The 20,937-nt window shown below is 61.5% G+C and carries 21 protein-coding genes and 2 pseudogenes; 16 read left to right on the forward strand and 7 right to left on the reverse strand.

Annotation, left to right across the window (positions count from 1 at the left end; genetic code table 11):
* Positions 1–77: 77 nt before the first annotated feature.
* The 3 genes from ACFQX9_RS03195 to ACFQX9_RS03205 form a co-directional block, all read right to left on the reverse strand.
* On the reverse strand, positions 78–374 hold the full coding sequence (locus ACFQX9_RS03195) for a hypothetical protein (protein ID WP_377786524.1): 297 nt from the start codon (positions 372–374) through the stop codon (positions 78–80).
* A 141-nt stretch (positions 375–515) separates the two neighbouring features.
* Positions 516–1,676, reverse strand: a complete 1,161-nt coding sequence (locus ACFQX9_RS03200; protein ID WP_204510818.1) for an iron-containing alcohol dehydrogenase — start codon at positions 1,674–1,676, stop codon at positions 516–518.
* 35 nt (positions 1,677–1,711) lie between these two features.
* The gene (locus ACFQX9_RS03205; RefSeq protein WP_026233656.1) at positions 1,712–2,290 is read right to left on the reverse strand and encodes a TetR/AcrR family transcriptional regulator; all 579 of its coding nucleotides are present in this window, start codon (positions 2,288–2,290) and stop codon (positions 1,712–1,714) included.
* An 86-nt stretch (positions 2,291–2,376) separates the two neighbouring features.
* Here ACFQX9_RS03205 and ACFQX9_RS03210 point away from each other — a divergent pair, with 86 nt between their 5' ends.
* From ACFQX9_RS03210 to ACFQX9_RS03230, 5 genes and pseudogenes are all read left to right on the forward strand, one after another.
* Entirely contained in the window at positions 2,377–3,483 is a 1,107-nt protein-coding gene (locus tag ACFQX9_RS03210; protein WP_085350855.1) for an efflux RND transporter periplasmic adaptor subunit, read from the forward strand.
* A 39-nt stretch (positions 3,484–3,522) separates the two neighbouring features.
* On the forward strand, positions 3,523–3,978 hold the full coding sequence (locus ACFQX9_RS03215) for a nuclear transport factor 2 family protein (protein ID WP_018458764.1): 456 nt from the start codon (positions 3,523–3,525) through the stop codon (positions 3,976–3,978).
* Positions 3,979–4,043: 65 nt separating this feature from the next.
* Positions 4,044–4,436: pseudogene (locus ACFQX9_RS03220) on the forward strand (efflux RND transporter permease subunit); the annotation flags it as partial.
* A 430-nt stretch (positions 4,437–4,866) separates the two neighbouring features.
* Complete coding sequence (locus tag ACFQX9_RS03225; protein WP_377786527.1) at positions 4,867–6,066, forward strand: ABC transporter substrate-binding protein; 1,200 nt, start codon at positions 4,867–4,869, stop codon at positions 6,064–6,066.
* Positions 6,067–6,123: 57 nt separating this feature from the next.
* A complete protein-coding gene (locus tag ACFQX9_RS03230; RefSeq protein ID WP_247337503.1) occupies positions 6,124–7,926 on the forward strand; it encodes an AMP-binding protein in 1,803 nt (600 codons plus the stop codon).
* Between the two features lie 26 nt (positions 7,927–7,952).
* On the opposite strand, the gene ACFQX9_RS03235 is transcribed toward ACFQX9_RS03230, so the two are convergent.
* Entirely contained in the window at positions 7,953–8,465 is a 513-nt protein-coding gene (locus tag ACFQX9_RS03235; RefSeq protein ID WP_018458768.1) for a helix-turn-helix domain-containing protein, read from the reverse strand.
* Positions 8,466–8,704: 239 nt separating this feature from the next.
* Here ACFQX9_RS03235 and ACFQX9_RS03240 point away from each other — a divergent pair, with 239 nt between their 5' ends.
* Together ACFQX9_RS03240 and ACFQX9_RS03245 are read left to right on the forward strand one after the other, a co-directional pair.
* Positions 8,705–9,337, forward strand: coding sequence for a 2-hydroxychromene-2-carboxylate isomerase (locus ACFQX9_RS03240; protein WP_085351026.1), 633 nt, complete (start codon positions 8,705–8,707; stop codon positions 9,335–9,337).
* Between the two features lie 99 nt (positions 9,338–9,436).
* Positions 9,437–10,636: a CaiB/BaiF CoA-transferase family protein gene (locus ACFQX9_RS03245; RefSeq protein WP_085350859.1), complete on the forward strand. Its 1,200-nt coding sequence runs from the start codon at positions 9,437–9,439 to the stop codon at positions 10,634–10,636.
* A 33-nt stretch (positions 10,637–10,669) separates the two neighbouring features.
* Here ACFQX9_RS03245 and ACFQX9_RS03250 read toward each other — a convergent pair whose 3' ends face one another.
* Together ACFQX9_RS03250 and ACFQX9_RS03255 are read right to left on the reverse strand one after the other, a co-directional pair.
* Positions 10,670–11,347 (reverse strand): glutathione S-transferase family protein, encoded by a 678-nt coding sequence (locus ACFQX9_RS03250; RefSeq protein WP_085350860.1) that lies wholly within the window; start codon positions 11,345–11,347, stop codon positions 10,670–10,672.
* Position 11,348: 1 nt separating this feature from the next.
* Positions 11,349–12,092, reverse strand: coding sequence for an SDR family NAD(P)-dependent oxidoreductase (locus ACFQX9_RS03255; RefSeq protein ID WP_026233658.1), 744 nt, complete (start codon positions 12,090–12,092; stop codon positions 11,349–11,351).
* 229 nt (positions 12,093–12,321) lie between these two features.
* On the opposite strand from ACFQX9_RS03255, the gene ACFQX9_RS03260 reads away from it, so the two are divergent.
* The 7 genes from ACFQX9_RS03260 (at position 12,322) to ACFQX9_RS03290 (ending at position 18,350) form a co-directional block, all read left to right on the forward strand.
* Positions 12,322–12,567, forward strand: a complete 246-nt coding sequence (locus ACFQX9_RS03260) for a hypothetical protein (RefSeq protein WP_143273138.1) — start codon at positions 12,322–12,324, stop codon at positions 12,565–12,567.
* A 14-nt stretch (positions 12,568–12,581) separates the two neighbouring features.
* Complete coding sequence (locus tag ACFQX9_RS03265; protein WP_085350861.1) at positions 12,582–13,319, forward strand: SDR family oxidoreductase; 738 nt, start codon at positions 12,582–12,584, stop codon at positions 13,317–13,319.
* 9 nt (positions 13,320–13,328) lie between these two features.
* On the forward strand, positions 13,329–14,510 hold the full coding sequence (locus ACFQX9_RS03270) for an acyl-CoA dehydrogenase family protein (RefSeq protein ID WP_018458775.1): 1,182 nt from the start codon (positions 13,329–13,331) through the stop codon (positions 14,508–14,510).
* A gap of 23 nt (positions 14,511–14,533) precedes the next feature.
* Complete coding sequence (locus tag ACFQX9_RS03275) at positions 14,534–15,664, forward strand: acyl-CoA dehydrogenase family protein (protein WP_018458776.1); 1,131 nt, start codon at positions 14,534–14,536, stop codon at positions 15,662–15,664.
* 14 nt (positions 15,665–15,678) lie between these two features.
* Positions 15,679–16,866, forward strand: coding sequence for an acetyl-CoA C-acyltransferase (locus ACFQX9_RS03280; protein ID WP_085350862.1), 1,188 nt, complete (start codon positions 15,679–15,681; stop codon positions 16,864–16,866).
* Positions 16,867–16,888: 22 nt separating this feature from the next.
* Positions 16,889–17,899: a nitronate monooxygenase family protein gene (locus ACFQX9_RS03285; RefSeq protein WP_018458778.1), complete on the forward strand. Its 1,011-nt coding sequence runs from the start codon at positions 16,889–16,891 to the stop codon at positions 17,897–17,899.
* Positions 17,900–18,053: 154 nt separating this feature from the next.
* On the forward strand, positions 18,054–18,350 hold the full coding sequence (locus ACFQX9_RS03290) for a YciI family protein (protein ID WP_085350863.1): 297 nt from the start codon (positions 18,054–18,056) through the stop codon (positions 18,348–18,350).
* A gap of 24 nt (positions 18,351–18,374) precedes the next feature.
* On the opposite strand, the pseudogene ACFQX9_RS03295 reads toward ACFQX9_RS03290, so the two are convergent.
* A pseudogene (locus ACFQX9_RS03295) lies at positions 18,375–18,542 on the reverse strand (acetyl-CoA C-acetyltransferase); the annotation flags it as partial.
* 170 nt (positions 18,543–18,712) lie between these two features.
* Between ACFQX9_RS03295 and ACFQX9_RS03300 the strand changes: the two are divergent.
* Positions 18,713–19,600 carry an AraC family transcriptional regulator gene (locus ACFQX9_RS03300; RefSeq protein ID WP_204510826.1) on the forward strand — a complete coding sequence of 296 codons (888 nt, stop codon included), beginning with the start codon at positions 18,713–18,715 and terminating at the stop codon, positions 19,598–19,600.
* A 206-nt stretch (positions 19,601–19,806) separates the two neighbouring features.
* The gene (locus tag ACFQX9_RS03305; RefSeq protein ID WP_377786533.1) at positions 19,807–20,880 is read left to right on the forward strand and encodes a sugar ABC transporter substrate-binding protein; all 1,074 of its coding nucleotides are present in this window, start codon (positions 19,807–19,809) and stop codon (positions 20,878–20,880) included.
* Positions 20,881–20,937 lie beyond the last annotated feature (57 nt).

Genomic DNA, 20,937 nt, shown 5'->3' on the forward strand with positions numbered 1-20,937 from the left:
GCCGTCCCCCATAAGGCGACGTCCTTGACACGATTCTCGAAGCTGCCTGGTGGCGTCGTCCGACCTGTGCCGGGCGCTCAGCCGCGCGGAATGAAGCCGTTCAACGAAGCGTCATGGCGCAGATGTTCGACCAGCCCGGCGGCATCGCGGCCGCCATTGCGCTTGGGATCCTTCATTTGCGCGCAGATCTCGGCGCCGCTTTTTCCGAACCGGATGAAGTCAACGGGAGCGAGTTGCCAGTCGATGCCGGCGCGGGGCGGAGCGGGAGCCGGTTCGTTTACTTGCGTCGAAGTCATGTGACAGCTTGAGCAAGGGATCGCCTCCTTGTCTTTACGGCTTTCTCCACCGTGGATGTTCATGCCAGCGGGCAGCATCCGCGCTCTCCTGCATGAACAGTTGATAGACGGTTGCCGGCGCGTCGCCGGCCCTACTTGCCGGCGTGGGCGCGGAGCTGATGTCATGGCTGGATTCTCCCGCACGTCAATTTGGGCAAGTATCAGTTCATTCGGATTTGGCTAGGCGGCCATTCGCAACAGATCGACGATGTCGGCTTCGCTTTTAAAAGGCCGCGGATTGGCCTGCACGAAGCGATGATTGATCGCAATCTTGCTGATCTGCTCGAACTTGTCTTCGCCGATCCCGACGTCGGCAAGGCGACCGGGTAGTCCAAGTCTCCTGGTGAATTCTGCGAAGGCGGCTGCCGCTTCCATGCCCGGCTCGCCAAGAGCCGCTGCTAAGCGCGTTTGCGCATCCTCTGTGAACGCCTTGTTGTAGCGAAGTAGGCTCGGCATGATGACCGGTGTGCAATAATAGTGTGGTACGCCGAAGGTCCCGCCAAGCACGTGGCCGATGCCGTGACTGGCTCCCATCGGGACCCGCGCCTGGAGGCCGAAAGCGGCGAGCCACGCGCCATATTGAGACAGTCGACGCGCCTCCAGATCATCGGGTTGCTGCAAGGTCCGTTGCATTCCCTCCCGAAGCGTGCGGATGCCGGCCAGGACCACCTCGTCGCTAAGCGGCGTGCCGGCGGGTGAGCACAATGCTTCGATGCCGTGGTCCATCGAGCGCGTTCCCGATCCCATCCAGAGCTTCGAGGGCGTATGGACGGTAAGGGCAGGGTCGAGAATGATCGCCACCGGCATCATCAGAGAATGGAAGAAGATCTGCTTCAGCCTGCTGCGTTCATCGGTGACGAGCGCTGCTGCATTGTATTCGCCGCCGTTCAGCGTGGATGGCACCGCGATCTGTCGAACCTTTGGCGATCGGAACGGAGAGACGGTGACGCCCGGGCCCATGGGAAATGGATCGAAACCCGCTTCGTCACGGATGTCATGTTCCATCGCCATGATGACGATCTTGGCGAGATCGATCGCCGAGCCTCCCCCGACGGCGACCACCAGGTCGGCTCCGGCGTCTTTGGCTTGACGGGCAACCTCGGCAGCTTGCTTGCGCGTGGTGTGCTCTGCAATTCCATCGAAGGTCGCGACATGTCTTTCGCCGAGCGCACGCCGGATCTTCTCGATCTCGTCGGTCTTGGTGTTCAAGGTGCGGCTGACGATCAGGAAGACGCGCTTGGCATCCAGCCGCACCGCTTCATCGTTCAAGGCCTCAGACGCAGCTTTGCCGTAAACGACACGGTCGATCGCCGGAAAATTGTGTATCCCTGCTTTGCGCATTTGCGTTCTCCCTGTGAGTTATCAAGCACCGATCTTCAAGCGGCGACAGTGTCGCGAATCTGTCGCGACGCCGTTTCCAGAAAGGCCTGAGCGAGATCGGGATCGTTGACGACGCGTGAGAGTGTCAACGCTCCGACCATCGTCGAAAGAATGGCCATGGCTTTGCTCCTGGATTCCTCGTCGCTCGTTTCGGCAATCAGGCGGCTGAGGATTTCGATATGCGCTTTGATCCCGCCTTCGAACGACGCTTTAACCTCGCTGCTCTGTCTGGCCACATCCGAGCCGAGCGCCACGATCGGGCAACCGTCCATCTTTTCGTCGCGATGATCCGTGCTGAGATAGAACCCCATCACCGCCCCGAGGGGATCCTCAGGGGCCGCGGCGATGGCGGTCGACCATCGCAGCGTGGCGCTCTCCAGCGCGCGCGTCGACGCCTGCGCGGCCAGGTCCTCCTTTGACTCAAACTGCTTGTAGAATGCGCCTTGGGTCAGCCCGGCAGCTTCCATCAGGTCCTTGAGGCCGATGCCGTCAAATCCCCGCGACCGAAACAGGCGGCTTGCGACATTGATGACGTTTTGCCGGTTTTCCTCAGCCTGAATGCGACTCACTCGCATCATTGGTCTCCCCATTTTAGATTGCGTTCGACATCTATTATCCGGTATAGAGCTCGAACGCAATCTATCTGGCATGAGGCCACGTTATGAAAAAGCGACAGATGATCGTGCTGGGGAGCGTCCTGATCGCGGGATGCGCGGTGGCCGCATTCGTTACGCTTCGCGCGCCGGCGGCCTCGGCCGTGAGCGATCCGAGGCAAGAAGCCCCGATCGTCAGGATCGCGGCCGCGGCGCGGGTGACCGGATCGGAGCGTGGCTTCACCGGCATCATCGGGGCGCGGGTGCAGAGCAGCCTCGGTTTTCGCGTTCCCGGCAAGATCGTGGAGCGGCTTGTGAATACCGGTGAGCAGGTCAAAGCCGGTCAGCCGCTGATGCGGATCGACGAAACCGACCTTCGTCTTGCGGTCACGGCGAAGCGCAACGCCGTTGCTGCCGCGCGCGCGTCCGTCGTGCAGACCGAAGCGGACGAACCGCGATACGCCAAGTTGGTGAGCAACGGCTGGGCTTCCCGACAGCGCTACGAGCAAGCCAAGGCCGCGCTGGATACGGCCGAGGCGCAGCTTGCGAGCGCTGAAGCCGATGCACGGGTTGCCGAGAACGAGGCGACGTACTCGATCCTGGTCGCGGACGCGGACGGAACGGTGGTCGAAACGCTTGGCGAGCCCGGGCAGGTCGTTTCGGCCGGCCAGACGGTTGTTCGGATTGCCAAGGCCGGTCCTCGCGAGGCGGTGGTCGCGCTCCCTGAAACGATCCGGCCGGCAATCGACTCCGTGGCCGAGGCCGGCGTGTACGGAGCAGCCGAAGGGTGGCGCTATACGGCGCGTTTGCGGCAATTGTCCGACGCCGCCGATGCCCAGACCCGAACCTATGAAGCCCGGTATGTCCTGGACGGTGAAGCCGCGGCCGCACCACTTGGCGCGACGGTGACCATTCGGCTACCGAGCCAAACGAGCGAGCCGCAAGTTCAGGTGCCGCTCGGAGCAGTGCTCGATGATGGCCGCAAGACCGGAGTTTGGATCCTCGACAGCGCCACCTCAACCGTACGCTTTCGGCCGATCAAGCTTGTTCGGGTGACCGACGAAACCGCCGTGATCTCCGGCTTGAATTCTGGTGATCCAATTGTTTCGCTCGGCGCTCACCTCCTGCTGGAGGGCGCTCGTGTCAGGACCGCCGCTGAAAGCCGGAGCAACTGAAGAGTCTCAATCGTTCCGCGCCAGCCGCTGGAGAAGCACATGTACAGCTACATCGTCGAGCAGGAAATCCGAAAGACCTTCGACCATGTCAACAACCATCGCTGGGATGAAGCGGTGAAGGCGGTCGCGCCGCACATCCATCACCGTGTTTCCGGCCATCACGCGTTGGGCGGGGAGCGCCACGACAAAGCGGCCCTGCGCCGCTGGTTCGAGCGGCTCGGACGCGTCCTGCCCACGCTCCATATCAGGGTCAACAACGTCTGGGTGAAGGGCTGGCCCTGGAACACCACCGTGTTTGTCGAATGGGACGGCACCGCAACGCTGCTCGATGGCGACGGCTCGTACGTCAACCGCGGTCTCCACGTGTTCACCCTGCGGTGGGGCAGAGTCCATGCCCTCGAGGAATTTCAAGATTCACAGGAAGCCGCGCGCGGGCTTGCCGCCCAAGCGGCAGCTGGCCTCAAGGAAGCTGCCGCCCAGCCAATTGTAAGTTAGCAGATGAACCTTAATCTTTCCGCGATCGCCGTTCGCGAACGGGCCGTTACCCTGTTCTTCATCATCCTGCGTTCGGGTTCAACGCCATTCTTGGCCTGATCGGACTGGCAGGCATCCTGATGCGCAATGCCCTGATCCTGACCGAACAGATCAAGGAGAATCGTGCTGCCGGCCTCGATGACTATCACGCCGTCATCGAAGCCACCGTGCAACGCACCAGGCCGGTGATCCTGACCGCACTGGCCGCCGTGCTGGCCTTCATTCCTCTGACGCATTCCGTGTTCTGGGTATCGATGGCCTATACGCTGATTGGCGGCACGGCAGTTGGCAAGGTCCTGATCCTGCTGTTCCTTCCTGCGCTTTATGTGGCCTGGTTTCGCATCAAGCCGGCCCCGGACGAGCTCTATGAGCGTTCGGCGAAGGATGCCGAATTGCGAACAGCAATCGCCGCCGAGTAGGGCGTCGGCGAAATCTATCCCTGCTGCGCCGTGGGTGCCTGGCTAGATAAGCCAGGCACTGCGTGGTCTCGCGGCGGCCTTATAGTTCAAAAAAAGAATGTGTGCAGCAGCATCGAAATGCGCCAGCGATCCTGTCCTAGACAGCCGAAAACGCGGCCTTATACGCAGGATTTAGACCAAATTATTTCCAAGTACGAGGACGGGGCCTGTCGTCCAAGTCACGGCACGTGAGCATCTAATCGCTTGACGAGTTCAAAAAAAGAACTGTAGGCTGCGCACAAGATGGCCGAACGCAACGGCCGCGACGTGCCGGATTTACGGCTGGACCTGTTCTGCGCGATGCCTCTTCGCAAAGGGCGCGACGAGCCGCCACCGGCGCAACAAAACAAAGCCGCACACTCGAGAAGGGGTGCAAGTTTGGGAGGACGCAATGCTGGTGAGATGGAAGATCGTCGCGGCTCTGGCTCTATTCCTGAGTGGTCCCGCATTCGCCGCCGACGAGCCGGGAATCTCTGCTACCGAAATCAAGATTGGCGGGGTTTTTCCCTTCAGCGGACCGGCATCATCGATCGGTCTCGTGGGCAAGGGGCTCATGGCCTACGTTCAGGCGTTGAACGACCGCGGCGGCGTCAAAGGACGCAAGATCAACTACATCGCCTATGACGACGGATATAGTCCTCCCAAAGCGGTGGAGCACGTCCGCAAGCTGGTCGAAAGCGACGAAGTGTCGTTCATGTTCGGCCAGCTCGGCACGCCCGGCATCTCAGCCACTGCAAAATACCTGAGGGCCAAAGGGGTACCGAGTGTCGCCATCGTCAGCGGCTCGTCCAAGTTCACGGACGTCGCCAATTACCCGCTGATCACCACGGGTCTTGTCAGCTACGACACCGAAGGAAAAATCTACGCCAAATACCTGACGAGAACGCTACCGAACGCCAAGTATGCCATCCTCTATCAGAACGACGATCTTGGCAAAGATTACGTCGCTGCCTTCAAGGCGTTTCTCGGCAAGGATTTCGACCGCAAGGTCGTCAGTGCTTCCTACGAGGTCACTGAACCGACGATTGACTCACAGATTACCAATCTGAAGAGCTCGGGTGCCGAGGCCTTGGTGATCGCCGGGACGCCGAAGTTTGCGGCGCAGGCCATCCGGCAAGCTTCGGTGATTGGCTGGAAGGCGACCGTAATCATCAATTTCCCGTCCGGATCGGTCGGAGGCACGCTCGCACCGGCCGGCCTCGACAAATCGGTCGGCGTGATGGTCGGGACCACCAACAAGGACGTCCTGGACGAGACATGGAAAGACGACCCGGGTATGCAGGCCTACCGGGCGTTTTTCGAAAAGTATCTGACGGGCGCCGATATCACCAACGGCAGCTATCTGACCGGTTATCAGCAAGGCGTCCTGCTCGAGCGGATCCTCAAGCAATGCGGTGATGATCTGTCGCGGAAGAATATTCTGGCGCAGGCGAAGAACCTGAAAGACGTCGTCGTTCCGACTGTGCTGCCCGGGATCAAGGTCAACACGAGCGAGACCGAGAACATGATCTGGACGCAGATGCGGCTGCAGCGCTGGACCGGCACGACGTGGCATGCGTTCGGAGACGTCCTGGACGCCAGGTCGGAGTGACGCTTGGCGCAGCCCGCCCGTTCTATCCATCCGCGGTAATTCAGGAGATCGTTTTCGATGTCGGCGAAGCCATTGACGTTTGCGCCACGGGAGCTCTCTGTCGAGCGCCGCACCGACGGCACGCTCATATTGAGGTCGCCGCTCGAATTGGGGCCATGCGACTGGCGCGTCACCGATTTTCTGCCGCGCTGGGCAAACGCGGCTCCGGACAGAATATTCCTCGCGCAACGCAATCCCAAAGGGGGATGGGACGAGATCACCTATAGCGAGGCATGGTCGCAGGTGCAGGCGGTCGGCCAGAGCTTGATCGACATGGGCGCAAAGCCGGCTGACAGGCTGGCAGTGCTTTCGGGCAACTCCATCGAGAACGCGGTGATCTCCTTTGCGGCGATGTCGATAGGTGTCATTCTGGCGCCTATATCGCCGAACTACACGCTGATGCCCGGCGGCCTTGCGCGCCTCAAGGACATCGCGCAGGTGCTGCGTCCGAACTTCGTTTTCGTTCAGAGTGGACGCGACTTTTCCGCGGCCCGTTCCATCCCCGAATTGGCAGACTCGACCTGGATCAGCGTCGATGGCGCGCCGGAGACGACGCCCTTCCGGGTCCTGACGGATCGAACGGACCGTGAAGGATTCACGCGTGCGTCGGGTGCAATCCCCAGCGACGCCGTTGCAAAAATTCTCTTCACCTCCGGTTCGACCGGCCTGCCAAAGGGCGTGCTGAACACGCATCGCATGATGGCGAGCTCGCTGCAAATGGGGAGCCTGCTGGTGTCGCCTCCGGAGGCGCCGGTTCAGGTCGAATGGCTGCCGTGGCACCATACGATGGGCAGCAACGTCATTCTTCACGGCATTCTCAGGAACGGCGGGACGCTCTACATCGATGACGGTCGGCCGCTGCCTCAGCTCTTTCACAAATCGGTGGCGAACCTCAAGGAGATCTCGCCGACGGCGATGTTCAACGTTCCCGCCGGCTATAACCTGTTGTGCGATGCCATCGAGAACGACTTCGCCCTCGGCGCCAGCATCTTCAAACGGCTGGATCGATTGAGCTACGCGGGGGCTGCCATTTCGCAAGGAACGCTCGAAAAACTCTATCGGCTGACTTCATCGGTCACGGGCCGGCGGATTCCGGTGATGTCGGGGTACGGGACGACCGAAACGGCGCCGACAATCAGCACGACGCATTGGGCAACGGATCGGCCGGGCGAGATTGGCCTTCCCGCGCCGGGCGTGCAGCTGAAACTGATCCCTGTTTCCGACACGTACGAGGCCAGGGTCAAGGGCCCCAACGTCACCCCCGGTTATCTCGGCAGAGCCGATCTGACGGAGAAGGCTTTCGACGAGGAGGGGTTCTACCGCATCGGCGACACCGTGTCGTTTATCGATCCCGAGAAGCCGGAGCTCGGTCTGCGTTTCACCGGCAGAATTTCGGAGAACTTCAAGCTCGCGAACGGCACCTGGGTTGCGATCGGCAATATGCGTGCCGCCATCCTGGCCGCAACGCGCGGCGTCCTACTGGACATTGTCGTTGCCGGAGAAAACCGTGATGCCTGCGCGCTGCTGTGCTGGCTGAATCCAACCGAGGCGGCGCGGATTTCGAACGCGCCGGCTGCGGATTTGACCTGCGACCCCAAGGTGATCGAATTCCTGAGACATCGTTTGCAGGAATACAATGAGGCCGTCGGAAGCAGCGAAAAAATCTGCACGTTCACCCTGCTGAAGGATCCGCCCTCATTGGCCGCGGGAGAAATCACCGACAAGGCCTATGTCAATCAACGTGCTGTGCTCAAGCACCGGGCTGAACAAGCGGACCGTCTCCACTGCAACGAACCCGACGCAGCCGTGATTCGAGTCTGATTCAGTGCCTGACGCCGGTGGCCGGCTCAAGCGGCGCTGCGGCGCGCCTTTGCCTTCGGCTTGTCAGGTGCGGCTGTCGTCAGCGGGCTTTGGGCGCCGGGGCCTGGATGGGTATGAACCTCCTTGGCCGAGAGCGGCTCGCCGCATTCAGAGCACACCATGACCGGGTCGAAGTCCTTTCCGCACTTGCGGTGCTGGTGCAGCAGCGGCCGGCCGCGCTCGTCGACCATGTGAGTGTCGCCCCAATGCACGAGCGCCATCATGATCGGATAAAGATCGAGACCCTTCTGGGTCAGGATATATTCGTGCCGCTTTGGCGCCTCCTGGTAGGGAATGCGGCGCAGAATGCCCTGCCGGACCAGCTTCTTCAGGCGTTCCGCAAGCAGATGGCGTGTAATTCCAAGCGCCGACTGGAATCCTTCGAAGCGCCGCGTGCGCAGAAAACATTCGCGCAGGATCAGAAGGGTCCAGCGGTCACCGATCACGCCGATGGTTCGGGCCATCGAACACGGCTCTTCCTCCAGTTCTTTCCACTTCATCCGTATTCTCCAATCATCCCAGCGAGACCCGCTCGAATCGCTGCCGAGGCCGCCACGTTTGCCTTACATTCTAGATAGGTACTGAATTCCAAACAATACCCGATGAATCGGTCAAACCAGCATAAATCTAGCCGAATTTGACAGTTCGTTTTTAGAACTATAAAGATGAGAACAGGCAAGCCATGCGATTGGATCGCCGGTCCCTGACCATCCAATACGCTCTGCGGGAGAAAGCGGTCATGACCCTCAAGGTTGAATTCCAGTTCGATTTCGGCAGCCCGAACGCGTATCTGGCGGAGGTCGCCATCCCCGGGATCGAGCGGCGGACCGCGGTAAAATTCGAGTACGTCCCGGTCCTGCTCGGCGGGATCTACAAGGCGACCGGCAACATGTCCCCGTTCGACTCGCTTCGCGGGATCAAGAACAAGCCGGAATACCAGGCGCTCGAGACCCAGCGGTTTATCCGCCGCCACAACATCACGAAATTTCGTCAGAATACCTTCTTTCCAGTCAACACTTTGATGCTGATGCGCGGCGCCGTCGCGGCCCAGTTCGAAGGCGTATTCGAACCCTATTTCCGCGCCGCCTATCATCACATGTGGGAGGAGCCCAAGAAGATGGATGATCCCGAAGTGTTCCGGACCGCATTTGCCTCCTCGGGGATCGACATCGACAGGCTGGTTACGCGCGCGCAGCAGGATGACGTCAAAAAGAAGCTGATTGACCTGACCAATGACGCCGTCGCCCGCGGTGCCTTCGGCTCGCCGACATTCTTCGTCGGTAAGGAGATGTTTTTCGGCAAGGATCAACTCCGGGACGTCGAGGAATCGATCGTCGAACAGACCCGGCAGCCCGTTTCCAAGACCGGCTAGTTACCGACTTGCGGTCCGTGCGGGTTGAGGCGAAGGGCTGACGGTAAGCCGGAGTTTATCCTCGGCCCGTCGGCAGAAAAACAATCCAGGGAGAGTGAAATGGCTGGTCCGCTTAGCGGCGTTCGTGTCCTCGATCTGACCGGCGTGGTGTCGGGCCCGTTTGCGACCATGTTTCTGGCGGACCAGGGCGCCGACGTGCTCAAGATCGAGCCGATCGGTGGCGATATCACCCGTCGCAGCCGGGCCACCATCGACAAGGACGGCGAGTTCTCCGCGCTGTTCATCTCGTCCAACCGCGGCAAGCGTTCGCTCTCGATCGACGTCAAGAGCCCCGCCGGGCACGAGGTGCTGGCCAAGCTGGTCGCGCAGGCCGATGTTCTGGTGCAGAACTTCCGGCCCGGCACCATGGAGCGCCTCGGCCTCGGCGTCGAAGAACTGCGCCGGCGTCATCCGCGCTTGATCTATGTCTCAATCAGCGGCGTCGGCGACACCGGGCCCTATGTGAAGAAGCGCGTCTACGATCCAATCATTCAGGGCCTGTCGGGCTTTGCCGATATCCAGTCGCAGCCGGTCACCAATCGCCCGCAGATGATCCGCACCATCGTGTGCGACAAGACCACCGCCGTGTTCACCGCGCAGGCGGTGGCGGCGGCGCTCTACGCGCGTGAGAAGACGGGGCAGGGGGATCATATCCAGGTCGCGATGCTGGACGCGATGATTTCCTACCTCTGGCCGGAAGGCATGATGCAGTACACGGTGGTCGGAGCCGAGGCCGCTGCCGCCGATCCCAACGACCGCCCGGATCTCGTGTTCAAGACCAGCGATGGTTACATCACGGCCGGCACCATCTCAGATTCCGAATGGCAGGGCTTCTGCCGCGCGTCCGGCGATCCCGAACTCGCCAACGATGCCCGGTTTGCGACCCCGTCCGCGCGTTCGGTGAACGCCACGGCGCGCATCAACAAGATGGCGGAGTATATCGGCCGGCACACGACCGCCGAATGGCTGGAGCGGTTGGACGCTGCGGATGTCCCTTGCGCGCCGATCCTGCGGCGCGGCGAGATCATCCACAATGAGCAGGTCGTGGCGCGCGGAATCATCGCGGAGTTCGACCAACCGAAGGTCGGCCGTGTGCGCCAGCCCAAGCCCGCGGCTCGCTTCGAGGTCAACCAGGCTGCCATCGGCGGACCGGCCCCGCGCGTCGGGGAGCACTCGCGCGAGGTGCTGCGCGAACTGGGCTACGATGATGGCGCGATCGACGATATGGTCGCTGCACGCACGTTACGCGTGGCCATGTAGGTCGATGCACTTCGCGCGTCCGGCGAACGGTTCTCAGGCCTTGGCAGGCGTCGGTTTAATTGGTGCGCGCGGAGCATTCGCGGCAACCGCTCGCTGGTAAGCCTCCCGGCTTCGCATGCGCTCGAGATAGGGCTGCGCATTGTCGCAGATGCCTACCCCGTAGGCGATCGCCCAGTCCAGGCACGTCGTCAGCAGGATGTCGGCGCTGCTGAATCGCTCGCCCATGATAAAATGTCGGCCGTCGGCCAGCGCGACCTCGACATGGCGCAGCTGCGCCCGAAAGTATTCTGCGGCTTGAGCTACGACCTCCGGCGCGACGCCGTAGATCGGGCCGAGCGCATCGGCGCTGTGACGGCGCATCACGTACAGGCTGGTGGAGTCGAGCTCGGTGACGATAAAGAAGCACCATTCCAGCCACGCGGCATAGTCGCGGGTGGCTTCCGGAATCAAGGCACGCTCCGGCGTCGAGTACATCCGCGACAGATAAGCGACGATCGCGGCGCTCTCGCCGATGCGGAAATCACCGTCCTGCAGCAGCGGAATCTTCTGGCGCGGATTGAGCCTGGTATATTCGGCGGTCTTGGTCTCGCCGGTCCGTGGGCCGATCGGTTTGATCTCGTAGGCCAGCCCCAGCTCGTGCATCGCCCAGTGCGGCCGAACGGTGCGGCTTGTCCCGACGCCCCACAAAGTGAGGTCTGGATTGTCGCTCATGTCACCATTTCTCTACGGCGGGGCGAAGATCGAGTTCATGGGTCCAGCCGTCGCGGCTTTGCTGATGGGCAAACCAATACGCTTCGGCAATTGAGGAGGTCTTGGTCAGGCTGTCGGGCGGGATCTCACTGGCCTCGATCCCCCTGGCCGCTTTCATGCGCTGATGAATAGCCTCGCTATCGACGCCAGCGTCGATGATGAGATGGACGACGTGAATGTTCTTCGGCCCGAGCTCGCGCGCCATCGCCTGGGCCAGCGCGCGAAGGCCGAATTTTGCCGACGAGAACGCGACAAATCCCTTGCTGCCCCGGATGCTTGCGGTCGCACCGGTAAAAAGAATGGTGCCGCATCGGCGCGGCAGCATGACGCGCGCGGCTTCGCGTCCGACCAGGAAGCCGGCGTAACAGGCCAGCTCCCAGGCCTTGAAGAAGAGCTTTTCGGTAGTCTCCAGCAGGGGCTTGTTGACGTTCGAACCTGCATTGAACAGGCAGATCTCGATCGGACCGATGTCGCGCTCGACGCCCGCGAATAGCTTCTGGACTTCTGCTTCCTGACGGGCGTCGACGCTGAAGGCGTGGATGTTGTGGCCTTTCGCCCTGAGCTCGTCGACAAGCGCCTGAGATTTGGTCGGATCGCGTCTGCAGATGCAAATAGTGTAGCCGCCGCTGGCAAACCGCCGCGCAACGGCAGCGCCGATGGCATCACCCGCGCCGACCAGCATCGCGACCCCGCGACTTTCTCCCATGCTGCCTCTCCAATAAGTTCTTATTTGATACGCTAGGGGTATCGGTTGGAAGTCCGGTTGTAAACGGTGTTCTCAAGAGCGCTGGAATAGGGCAGTAAGCTTGCCGTTTTCTGATCCGATCGTGACAACAAAATAGCGATTGACGAGTTCTAAAAAAGAACGCATGTTTCACTTCGAGGCGCAATGCTGAAAAAGGCGCCGATGTTTTTCAGTCGGGAGGCGGTTAGTCGTGGCGAAGCTGTCGCAAGCACTCGGTCTCGATCAAACCGCTTTTCGGTTTGCTGGCCGCATCGACCAATCGACAGATCGCCATCTTGCCAAAGCGGTGGACCAGATCGGGCCGATCGAGGACTGCGCCACGACCATGGTAGCCTCGATCGGCGCGATGGCGGATCCCGATCGTTCTGGTCTCGCTCAAAAAACGTGGTCCACCAGGGCCGATAGAACAGCTTCGCACACAGCGCGCCTAACCTAACTGGGAGAAGTTCCTTGAAAAAGAGAAATGCAACCGTCGCCGTGATCGGCGCGGGCGATTTCATCGGCGGCGAGATCGCCAAGAAATTTGCCTCCGAGGGCTTTACTGTCTTCGCGGGTCGCCGCAACGGCGACAAGCTAGCGCCGCTGGTCAAGGAGATCGAGGCCGCCGGCGGCGAGATCCACGCACGTTCGCTCGACGCGCGCAAGGAGGAGGAGATCGTCTCCTTCCTGAGCGACGCCGACAAGCACGCGCCTCTGGATGTCTGCATCTTCAACATCGGTGCCAACGTCAACTTCCCGATCCTCGACACGACCGAGCGCGTGTTTCGCAAGGTCTGGGAGATGGCTTGCTACTCCGGCTTCCTCGCCGGCCGCGAGGCGGCCCGGCTGATGCTGCCCCGCGGGCAAGGCAACATTTTTTTCACCGGCGCGACCGCGTCCTTACGCGGCGGCAGCGGCTATGCCGCCTTTGCCAGTGCCAAATTCGGGCTGCGCGCTGTGGCGCAGGCGATGGCGCGAGAGCTCGGCCCGAAGAATATCCACGTCGCGCACCTCGTTATCGATTCCGGCGTCGACACCGAATGGGTCCGCCAGCGGCGCCTGGAAGCGCTCGGGCCTAATGCGCTCGACGATCCGGATCTGCTGATGCCGCCGGCCTCGGTCGCGGCGTCCTATTGGCAGCTGTATCAGCAGCCGAAGAGCGCCTGGACCTTTGAGCTGGAAATCCGCCCCTTCGGTGAGAAGTGGTAGGAAGCGCAGATGGAACTCGCACTGTCTCCCGAAGATGCGGCCTTCCGTGATGAGGTGCGCGCTTTCATCGCCGAAAACTATCCGAAGGAAATGCGGGTCCCTAATCCGGAGACCGACCTGACCAAAGAGCAATCGTTGCTCTGGCACCAAATTCTCTACGAGAAGGGCTGGATCGCGCCGCTTTGGCCCAAGGAATTTGGCGGCCCCGGCTGGTCGATCACCCGGCGTTTCATCTTCGAGCAGGAGACCAGCCGGGCCGGGACGCTGCCGCCGTTGGCGTTCAGCGTCACCATGGTTGGTCCGGTCATTTACACCTTCGGCAATGATGCCCAGAAGCAGAAGTTCTTGCCGCGGATACTGTCGGGTGAAGACTGGTGGTGCCAAGGCTATTCCGAGCCGGGCTCAGGCTCAGACCTCGCCACCGTCCGGACCAAGGCTGTGCGCGACGGCGACCATTACATCGTCAACGGTCACAAGACCTGGACAACGTTGGCGCAGCACGCCGACTGGATCTTCTGCCTGGTGCGTACTGATTCGAGCGCCAAGCCTCAGGCGGGCATCTCGTTCCTCCTGATCGACATGAAGTCGCCAGGCGTGACCGTGCGTCCGATCATCACGATCGACGGTTCGCACGAGGTCAATGACGTCTTCCTCGAGGATGTCCGCGTTCCCGTCGAGAACCTGATCGGCGAGGAGAACAAGGGCTGGACCTACGCAAAATTCCTGCTGGGCAACGAGCGCACCAGCATGGCCGGGATCGGCCGGTCGACGCGCTACCTCGACCGGTTGAAGAAGATCGTGAAAGCGGAGATCGCAGCGGACGATCCGGCGCATCTCGAATTTCGCAAGGAGATCGGCCGGCTCGAGCTCGATGTGCTCGCGCTCGAGGCCACCGAGCTGCGGGTCGTTGCCCAGATGGCGCGCGGCATCGATCCGGGGCCCGCGGCCTCGCTGTTCAAGATCCGCGGCACCGAGATCTTCCAGGGCATTACCGAGCTCACACATCGTGCCATCGGCAACTATGGCCTGGCGCTTCGCGAGCAACCGTCGGGCGCAAACCAGTTCATGCCGGGTGCCGATTACGGCCACACAGCGTCGGAGAAATACCTGAACGCGCGCAAGCTCAGCATCTACGGTGGATCAAACGAGATCCAGCGCAACATCATCGCCAAAGCGGTGCTCGGTCTCTAGCAACAGCGCAACAAGAGGATCGGATGGATATCCAGTTCACGGAAGAGCAGGAACTGTTGCGTTCCAGCGTACAGCGTATGCTACGCGACCAATACAGCTTCGAGGCGCGCCGCAAGATCGTGGCCAGCGAAGAGGGCTGGAGCCGCAAGCAGTGGGGCGCTTTTGCGGAGCTCGGCCTGCTCGCCGCGCCATTCTCCGAGGAGAGCGGCGGACTTGGTGGCGGCCCGCTCTCTACTATGATCGTTGCCCAGGAGTTCGGCCGCCACCTTGTCGTGGAGCCGTACGTGGAGACGGTCGTGCTGGTCGGCGGCTTGATCGAGCAGGCAGGGACGAAAGAGCAGAAGCAGGCCTTCATTCCCGATATCATCGCCGGACACAAGATCTGGGCGCTGGCCTGGACCGAAAAAAACTCGCGCTTCGATCTCGCCAATGTCGCGGCCACGGCGCGGCGAGAGGGAAAGGACTACACGCTTAGTGGTGAGAAGACCGCCGTCATAGCGGCGCCTTGGGCCGATTATCTCATCGTCTCCGCCCGGACTGCCGGCAAGCGCGACGATTGTGGCGGCGTCAGCCTGTTCGTCGTCGACGCCCGGGCGGCGAATCTCGAATTGCGGAGCTTCAAGACCATCGACGGCCGCCGTGCCGCGGAGATCACTTTCCGCGATGTGCGCGGCGAGTTGCTCGGCAGCGAGGGCGAAGGCGTCGCCCTGCTGGAAGGCTGCCGCGACAGGGCCATCGGCGCGCTCTGCGCCGAGGCGGTCGGCGCGATGGCCGAACTGAACTCTGCGACGCTGGAATACGCCAAGGCCCGAAAGCAGTTCGGCGTCACCATCGGCAGCTTCCAGGTGTTGCAGCACCGGATGGTCGACATGTTCATCGCGCATCAGGAGGCGCTTTCCCTGATGCAGCATCTCAGTCTCAGCCTCGGTGCCGGCGAAAGTGGCATCTCGCGCCTCGCCTCCGGCGCCAAGTCGAGGGTCGGCTATGCCGGCAAGTTCATCGCCGACCAGGCGGTGCAGCTCCACGGCGGCATGGGCATGACCGACGAATTGAACGTCGGTCACTACTTTAAGCGAATCTCCTCGATCAATATCCAGTTCGGCGATCCCGCTCACCACTTGCTGCGTTATGTGCAGCTCGACGCGGCAGCGTAACCAAAGAGGCAGCCATGACGACAGAGGCAGTTATCGTTTCCACCGCCCGCACCGGCGTCGGCAAGGCCTATCGCGGTGCGCTGAACAACACCGAGGGGCCGACCATGGCTGGCCATGTGATGGCCGAAGCGGTGAGGCGCGCGGGCGTTGAGCCGGACGAGGTCGAAGACGTGGTGATGGGTTGCGCGATGCAGCAGGGCACCATGGTGATGAACGTCGCACGCAAGGGGGCGGTTCGTGCCGGCCTGCCGGTCACCGTCGCCGGCACCACGATCGATCGGCAGTGCGCCTCCGGCCTGCAGGCGATCGCGGTCGCGGCCCGCTCGATCATGCTGGATGGCGTCGAGATCGCGATCGGAGGCGGCATCGAATCGATCAGCCTGGTGCAGAACGACCACATGAACAGGTTCCACGCCGTCGACGACGAGCTGATGGCGATGAAGCCCGAGATGTACATGTCGATGCTCGACACTGCCGAGATTGTCGCCGAGCGCTACAAGATCGGTCGCGACCGGCAGGACGAATACAGCCTCGAATGTCAGCGCCGCATTGGTGCCGCGATGCAGGCCGGTCGCTTCAATGACGAGATCGTCCCGATCACAACGACGATGGCCGTCGTCAACAAGGACACCAGGGAGGTCTCCTATCAGCAGGTGACGCTGTCGAAGGACGAAGGGCCGCGCCCCGAGACCACGGCGGAAGGACTGGCGAAGATCAAGCCGGTATTCGAAGGCAAGACCATCACGGCCGGCAATGCCAGCCAGCTCTCCGACGGAGCATCGGCCTGCGTGCTCATGAGCGACAAGACCGCCGCCAAGAAGGGCCTTAAGCCGCTCGGCATCTTCCGCGGCTTCGTCGCCGCCGGAGTCGAGCCGGACGAAATGGGCATCGGTCCGGTCGCGGCGATCCCGCGCCTTCTCAAGCGCCACGGCCTGAGGATCGATGACATCGATCTTTGGGAGCTGAACGAAGCCTATGCTGTCCAGGTGATCTACTGCCGCGACAAGCTCGGCATCGATCCGGACAAGCTGAACGTCAATGGCGGCTCGATCGCGATCGGCCATCCCTACGGCATGACGGGCAGCCGGCTTGCGGGCCATATCCTGATCGAGGGGCGGCGGCGCAAGGCGAAGTACGGCGTGGTGACCATGTGCATCGGCGGCGGCATGGGCGCGGCCGGCCTATTTGAACTCGTCAACTGATCGGAAAGCGGAGAAAGCGCACGTGAAGACAGCAATCACTGAACTGTTCGGCATCCAGCATCCGATCATCCAGGGCGGCATGCATTATGTCGGCTTTGCCGAGCTTGCCGCCGCGGTCTCGAATGCCGGCGGTCTCGGCATCATCACCGGCCTGACCCAGCGGACGCCGGAGCTGCTGGCGAAGGAAATCGCGCGCTGTCGCGACATGACCGACAAGCCGTTCGGTGTGAACCTGACCTTCCTGCCGAGCTTCACTGCACCGCCTTATCCGGAATATATCGCCGCCATCAAGGAAGGTGGCGTCAAGGCGGTGGAGACCGCCGGCCGCAGCCCGGAAGCGTACATGCCCGCGCTGAAGGCTGCCGGCATCAAGGTGATCCACAAATGCACTTCGGTGCGGCATTCGCTGAAAGCCGAGAAGATCGGATGCGACGCCGTCAGCGTCGACGGCTTCGAATGCGGCGGCCATCCCGGCGAGGACGATATCCCGAACATGATCCTGCTGCCGCGCGCGGCGGATGAACTGAAGATTCCGTTCGTGGCCTCGGGTGGCATGGCGGATGCGCGCAGCCTCGTTGCTGCGCTGTCGATGGGCGCCGCCGGCATGAACATGGGTACCCGCTTCGTCGCAACCAGGGAAGCTCCCGTCCACGCCAACGTCAAGCAGGCCCTCGTCAAAGCCACCGAACTCGATACCGTGCTGGTCATGCGCGCGCTGCGTAACACCGAGCGCGTGCTGAAGAACAAGGGTGTCGATCAATTGCTCGAGGTCGAGCGCGAGAAGGGGGCGAGCCTCAAGATCGAGGACATCCATGAGCAGGTCGCGGGTGTCTACCCCAGGGTGATGGTCGATGGTGACATGGATGCCGGTGCTTGGAGCTGCGGCATGGTGGTCGGACTGATCCACGATATCCCGACGGTGAAGGAGCTGATCGACCGCATCATGAGGGAAGCCGAGCAGATCATCCGGCAGCGGCTGACTGGATTTCTTGACGGTACTGTCGCCGATCTGGCCACGCGCGCCGTTGCTTGACAAAGGTTTGCATGCGAGCGCTTCAGTGCCGAGATCAATGCTCGCTGATCGCATTGAGCAGCGGATCGGCGTGACCGATTGATCTCTCAAGTTGGGGGGGGGCGGGCCAGGCCGACAAGCAAGCTGAAATGTCGTTTTCACCGAGGAGCGGCCAATGAAGTACTATCTCTGCAAGTACATTCCGCCCCGGGCGGATTTCCTGGCGACCATGAGCGCCGCTGAGAAACAATGGATGAAGCAGCACGGTGCGTTCCTGGATGATCTGCTCGCAAAGGGGCAGATCGTCGCGCACGGTCCCGTCACGGACCCGCGTGGCGGTTATGGCGTGTCGCTCTATCAGATCCCGGACGATCTCGACATCGAGGCGGTCACCTCGGAAGATCCTGTCGTGAAGAACGGCGCCGGCCACTATGAGCATTACCCGATGATGCATTTGAAGGCGCGCGGCTGAGATCCTCCCCTGGACCAATTTGGCAGCGTGGGTGGCATGACCTTTGATCTGTGCCAGCACGGGTAGGCCATCGCGATCGGCGAGACAGCGTTTTGCAAGGATGGGATCCGCGGCGCCGTCGGCATTGGCGGGGGAGGCGGCCGGCGTAATAGTGCCGTTGGTGCGGAACGCTGCCTTCAATCCGGGAACTTGGCCGGACGGCGTGCTGCACGTCAAAAAAGTATCAGTTCACATCTGAAATGGTGGTGGCGTGCCTAGGTACTGGTCGCTACTCTGCCAACGAGAGGAAGCGCTGAACCAATCAGCCGATAAGGGAGCGGAGGCGGATCATTACAAGCCGCACCGGCCTGAAGGGAGGGGACATGGAACCGGACCTGGAAGTTGTCCAGATACGGCGCGGCGAGTCATTCAAGGCGTGGTCGCACGGCTACCCATTCCACACCGTCCGCTGGCATTTCCATCCCGAGTACGAGCTCCATCAGGTCGTGGCCACCAGCGGACGCTATTTCGTCGGTGACTTCATCGGCGACTTCGAACCAGGTAATCTCGTGCTCACCGGCCCCAATTTGCCGCACAATTGGGTGAGCGATCTGCCGGCAGAGTGCGCCATCCCGCTACGCGGACGCATCCTTCAATTCAGCGAAGAATTCATCGGCGACCTGATGAAGGTCATGCCTGAGCTTTCGGGCCTTGCCGCACTGCTGGATTTTTCCCGGCGTGGTGCGCTGTTCACCCGCAGCACGAGCGATGCGCTCGTCCCACTCATGGAGGAGATCGTCACGGCGAACGGCGTGCGCCGGATCGAGCTGTTCTTGATGATCTTGGGGATACTCTGTCGCGCCGCGCGACAGGCGCGTCCGCTGTCCAGCCCAAACTATCTGCCCGATCCGTCTGGCTACATGTCCGTGGGAATGAACAAGGCACTCGCATTCATCCGGAAGAATCTGACGCAACCTTTCGGCGAAGCGGAGCTTGCTGCGATCGCCGGTCAATCGCAAAGCGCATTTTCGCGCTCGTTCCGCCGGCACACGGGCATGTCATTGGTGCAATACGTTAAGCGGCTGCGTATCAATCTCGCTTGTCAGATATTGATGAGCGACGAGCAGGCTTCCATCACCGACATCTGCTTCGAGGTCGGCTTCAACAATCTCTCCAATTTTAACCGGCAGTTCCTGGCCGAGAAAGGCATGCCCCCTTCGCGCTTCAGACGATTGTTGGCGCACAACATCGATGCGGCGCACGCGGCCTAGCCGCATAGGAGCAAAGAAGGAGGATCGTTACGGAAGAATGACGCGGACACGCCGACGGCGGTCCGCGACAGCAATCGTTCGACCAGAATTCTGCGCGGCTCCGAGCACCGGCGCTCATCGTGCCGTCGGAAACGGAAGCAGCGAGGGCCTGACTTCGAAGGATCAACGACGACACCCTGACACCCAGTCTGGAAAGGAAATCTGAAATGAGAAAGTTCTCTGCTAAATATGCGGGCACAATTGGCATAGCCCTCTCGCTGCTCGGCACAACAGCCATTTCTTCGCGGGCCGCAGAGGTGAAGAACGCGACCGTCGCCTTCCTGATGCCGGACCAGGCCTCCACCCGCTATGAACAACATGATTATCCGGGCTTCGTCGCGGAGATGAAGAAGCTGTGCGACAGTTGCAAGGTGATCTACCAGAACGCCAGCGCGGATGCCGCGCGGCAGCAACAGCAATTCAACTCGGTGATTTCGCAGGGCGCCAAGGTAATCGTGCTCGACCCCGTCGACTCCACTGCCGCGGCATCCCTGGTCAAGATGGCACAATCGCAAGGCATCAAGGTCATTGCCTATGACCGGCCGGTCCCCGACGCCAAGGTCGATTTTTACGTGTCCTTCGACAATCAAGCCATCGGCAAGGCTATCTCCGAATCGCTCGTCGAGCATCTTAAGGCCGCCAACGCGACGGCGAAGGAGGGCGAAGGCGTACTCGAAATCAATGGATCGCCGACCGATGCCGCTGCGGGACTCATCAAGAAGGGGATCCACGAGGGGCTTGATAAGAGCGGCTATCCAATTCTGGCCGAATACGACACGCCGGACTGGGCGCCGCCGAAGGCGCAGCAATGGGCGAGTGGCCAGATCACCCGCTTCGGCAAGAAGATCCTCGGCGTCGTAGCTGCCAATGACGGCACGGGCGGTGGCGCAATTGCCGCCTTCAAGGCCGCAGGTATCGAGCCGGTGCCGCCGGTGACGGGCAACGATGCGACGATTGCCGCGCTTCAGCTCGTCATCGCAGGCGATCAGTACAACACGATCTCCAAACCCAGTGAGATCGTGGCAGCTGCTGCGGCGCAAGCGGCGGTGAAATTCCTCTCCGGAGAGATGCCCAAGGCGGAAGCTACGCTATTCAATGCGCCATCGAAGTTGTTCGTGCCGGCCGTCGTCACTCAGGAGAACCTGAAGGCGGAGATTATCGATAAGAAGATCCAGACGGCCGATCAGCTCTGCACGGGCCGATATGCCGCGGGTTGCAAGAAGCTTGGCATCACGCAGTGACGACGTCGGTCCCGGCCGCTTCCGGCGGCCGGGACGAAGGATGAGAGGGCGAATTGG

This window comes from Bradyrhizobium sp. GCM10028915 (assembly GCF_042666195.1).
GTDB lineage: Bacteria > Pseudomonadota > Alphaproteobacteria > Rhizobiales > Xanthobacteraceae > Bradyrhizobium > Bradyrhizobium canariense_D.

Excerpts from the sequence above, each read along its gene's own strand:
- ACFQX9_RS03210 (WP_085350855.1), top strand. The coding sequence starts at position 2,377 with ATGAAAAAGCGACAGATGATCGTGCTGGGGAGCGTCCTGATCGCGGGA.
- ACFQX9_RS03235 (WP_018458768.1), bottom strand. The coding sequence starts at position 8,465 with ATGAAGTGGAAAGAACTGGAGGAAGAGCCGTGTTCGATGGCCCGAACC.
- ACFQX9_RS03240 (WP_085351026.1), top strand. The coding sequence starts at position 8,705 with ATGACCCTCAAGGTTGAATTCCAGTTCGATTTCGGCAGCCCGAACGCG.
- ACFQX9_RS03255 (WP_026233658.1), bottom strand. The coding sequence starts at position 12,092 with ATGGGAGAAAGTCGCGGGGTCGCGATGCTGGTCGGCGCGGGTGATGCC.
- ACFQX9_RS03230 (WP_247337503.1), top strand. The coding sequence starts at position 6,124 with ATGTCGGCGAAGCCATTGACGTTTGCGCCACGGGAGCTCTCTGTCGAG.
- ACFQX9_RS03205 (WP_026233656.1), bottom strand. The coding sequence starts at position 2,290 with ATGCGAGTGAGTCGCATTCAGGCTGAGGAAAACCGGCAAAACGTCATC.
- ACFQX9_RS03225 (WP_377786527.1), top strand. The coding sequence starts at position 4,867 with ATGCTGGTGAGATGGAAGATCGTCGCGGCTCTGGCTCTATTCCTGAGT.
- ACFQX9_RS03250 (WP_085350860.1), bottom strand. The coding sequence starts at position 11,347 with ATGAGCGACAATCCAGACCTCACTTTGTGGGGCGTCGGGACAAGCCGC.
- ACFQX9_RS03290 (WP_085350863.1), top strand. The coding sequence starts at position 18,054 with ATGAAGTACTATCTCTGCAAGTACATTCCGCCCCGGGCGGATTTCCTG.
- ACFQX9_RS03245 (WP_085350859.1), top strand. The coding sequence starts at position 9,437 with ATGGCTGGTCCGCTTAGCGGCGTTCGTGTCCTCGATCTGACCGGCGTG.
- ACFQX9_RS03195 (WP_377786524.1), bottom strand. The coding sequence starts at position 374 with ATGCTGCCCGCTGGCATGAACATCCACGGTGGAGAAAGCCGTAAAGAC.
- ACFQX9_RS03300 (WP_204510826.1), top strand. The coding sequence starts at position 18,713 with ATGGAACCGGACCTGGAAGTTGTCCAGATACGGCGCGGCGAGTCATTC.
- ACFQX9_RS03275 (WP_018458776.1), top strand. The coding sequence starts at position 14,534 with ATGGATATCCAGTTCACGGAAGAGCAGGAACTGTTGCGTTCCAGCGTA.
- ACFQX9_RS03215 (WP_018458764.1), top strand. The coding sequence starts at position 3,523 with ATGTACAGCTACATCGTCGAGCAGGAAATCCGAAAGACCTTCGACCAT.
- ACFQX9_RS03280 (WP_085350862.1), top strand. The coding sequence starts at position 15,679 with ATGACGACAGAGGCAGTTATCGTTTCCACCGCCCGCACCGGCGTCGGC.
- ACFQX9_RS03270 (WP_018458775.1), top strand. The coding sequence starts at position 13,329 with ATGGAACTCGCACTGTCTCCCGAAGATGCGGCCTTCCGTGATGAGGTG.
- ACFQX9_RS03200 (WP_204510818.1), bottom strand. The coding sequence starts at position 1,676 with ATGCGCAAAGCAGGGATACACAATTTTCCGGCGATCGACCGTGTCGTT.
- ACFQX9_RS03305 (WP_377786533.1), top strand. The coding sequence starts at position 19,807 with ATGAGAAAGTTCTCTGCTAAATATGCGGGCACAATTGGCATAGCCCTC.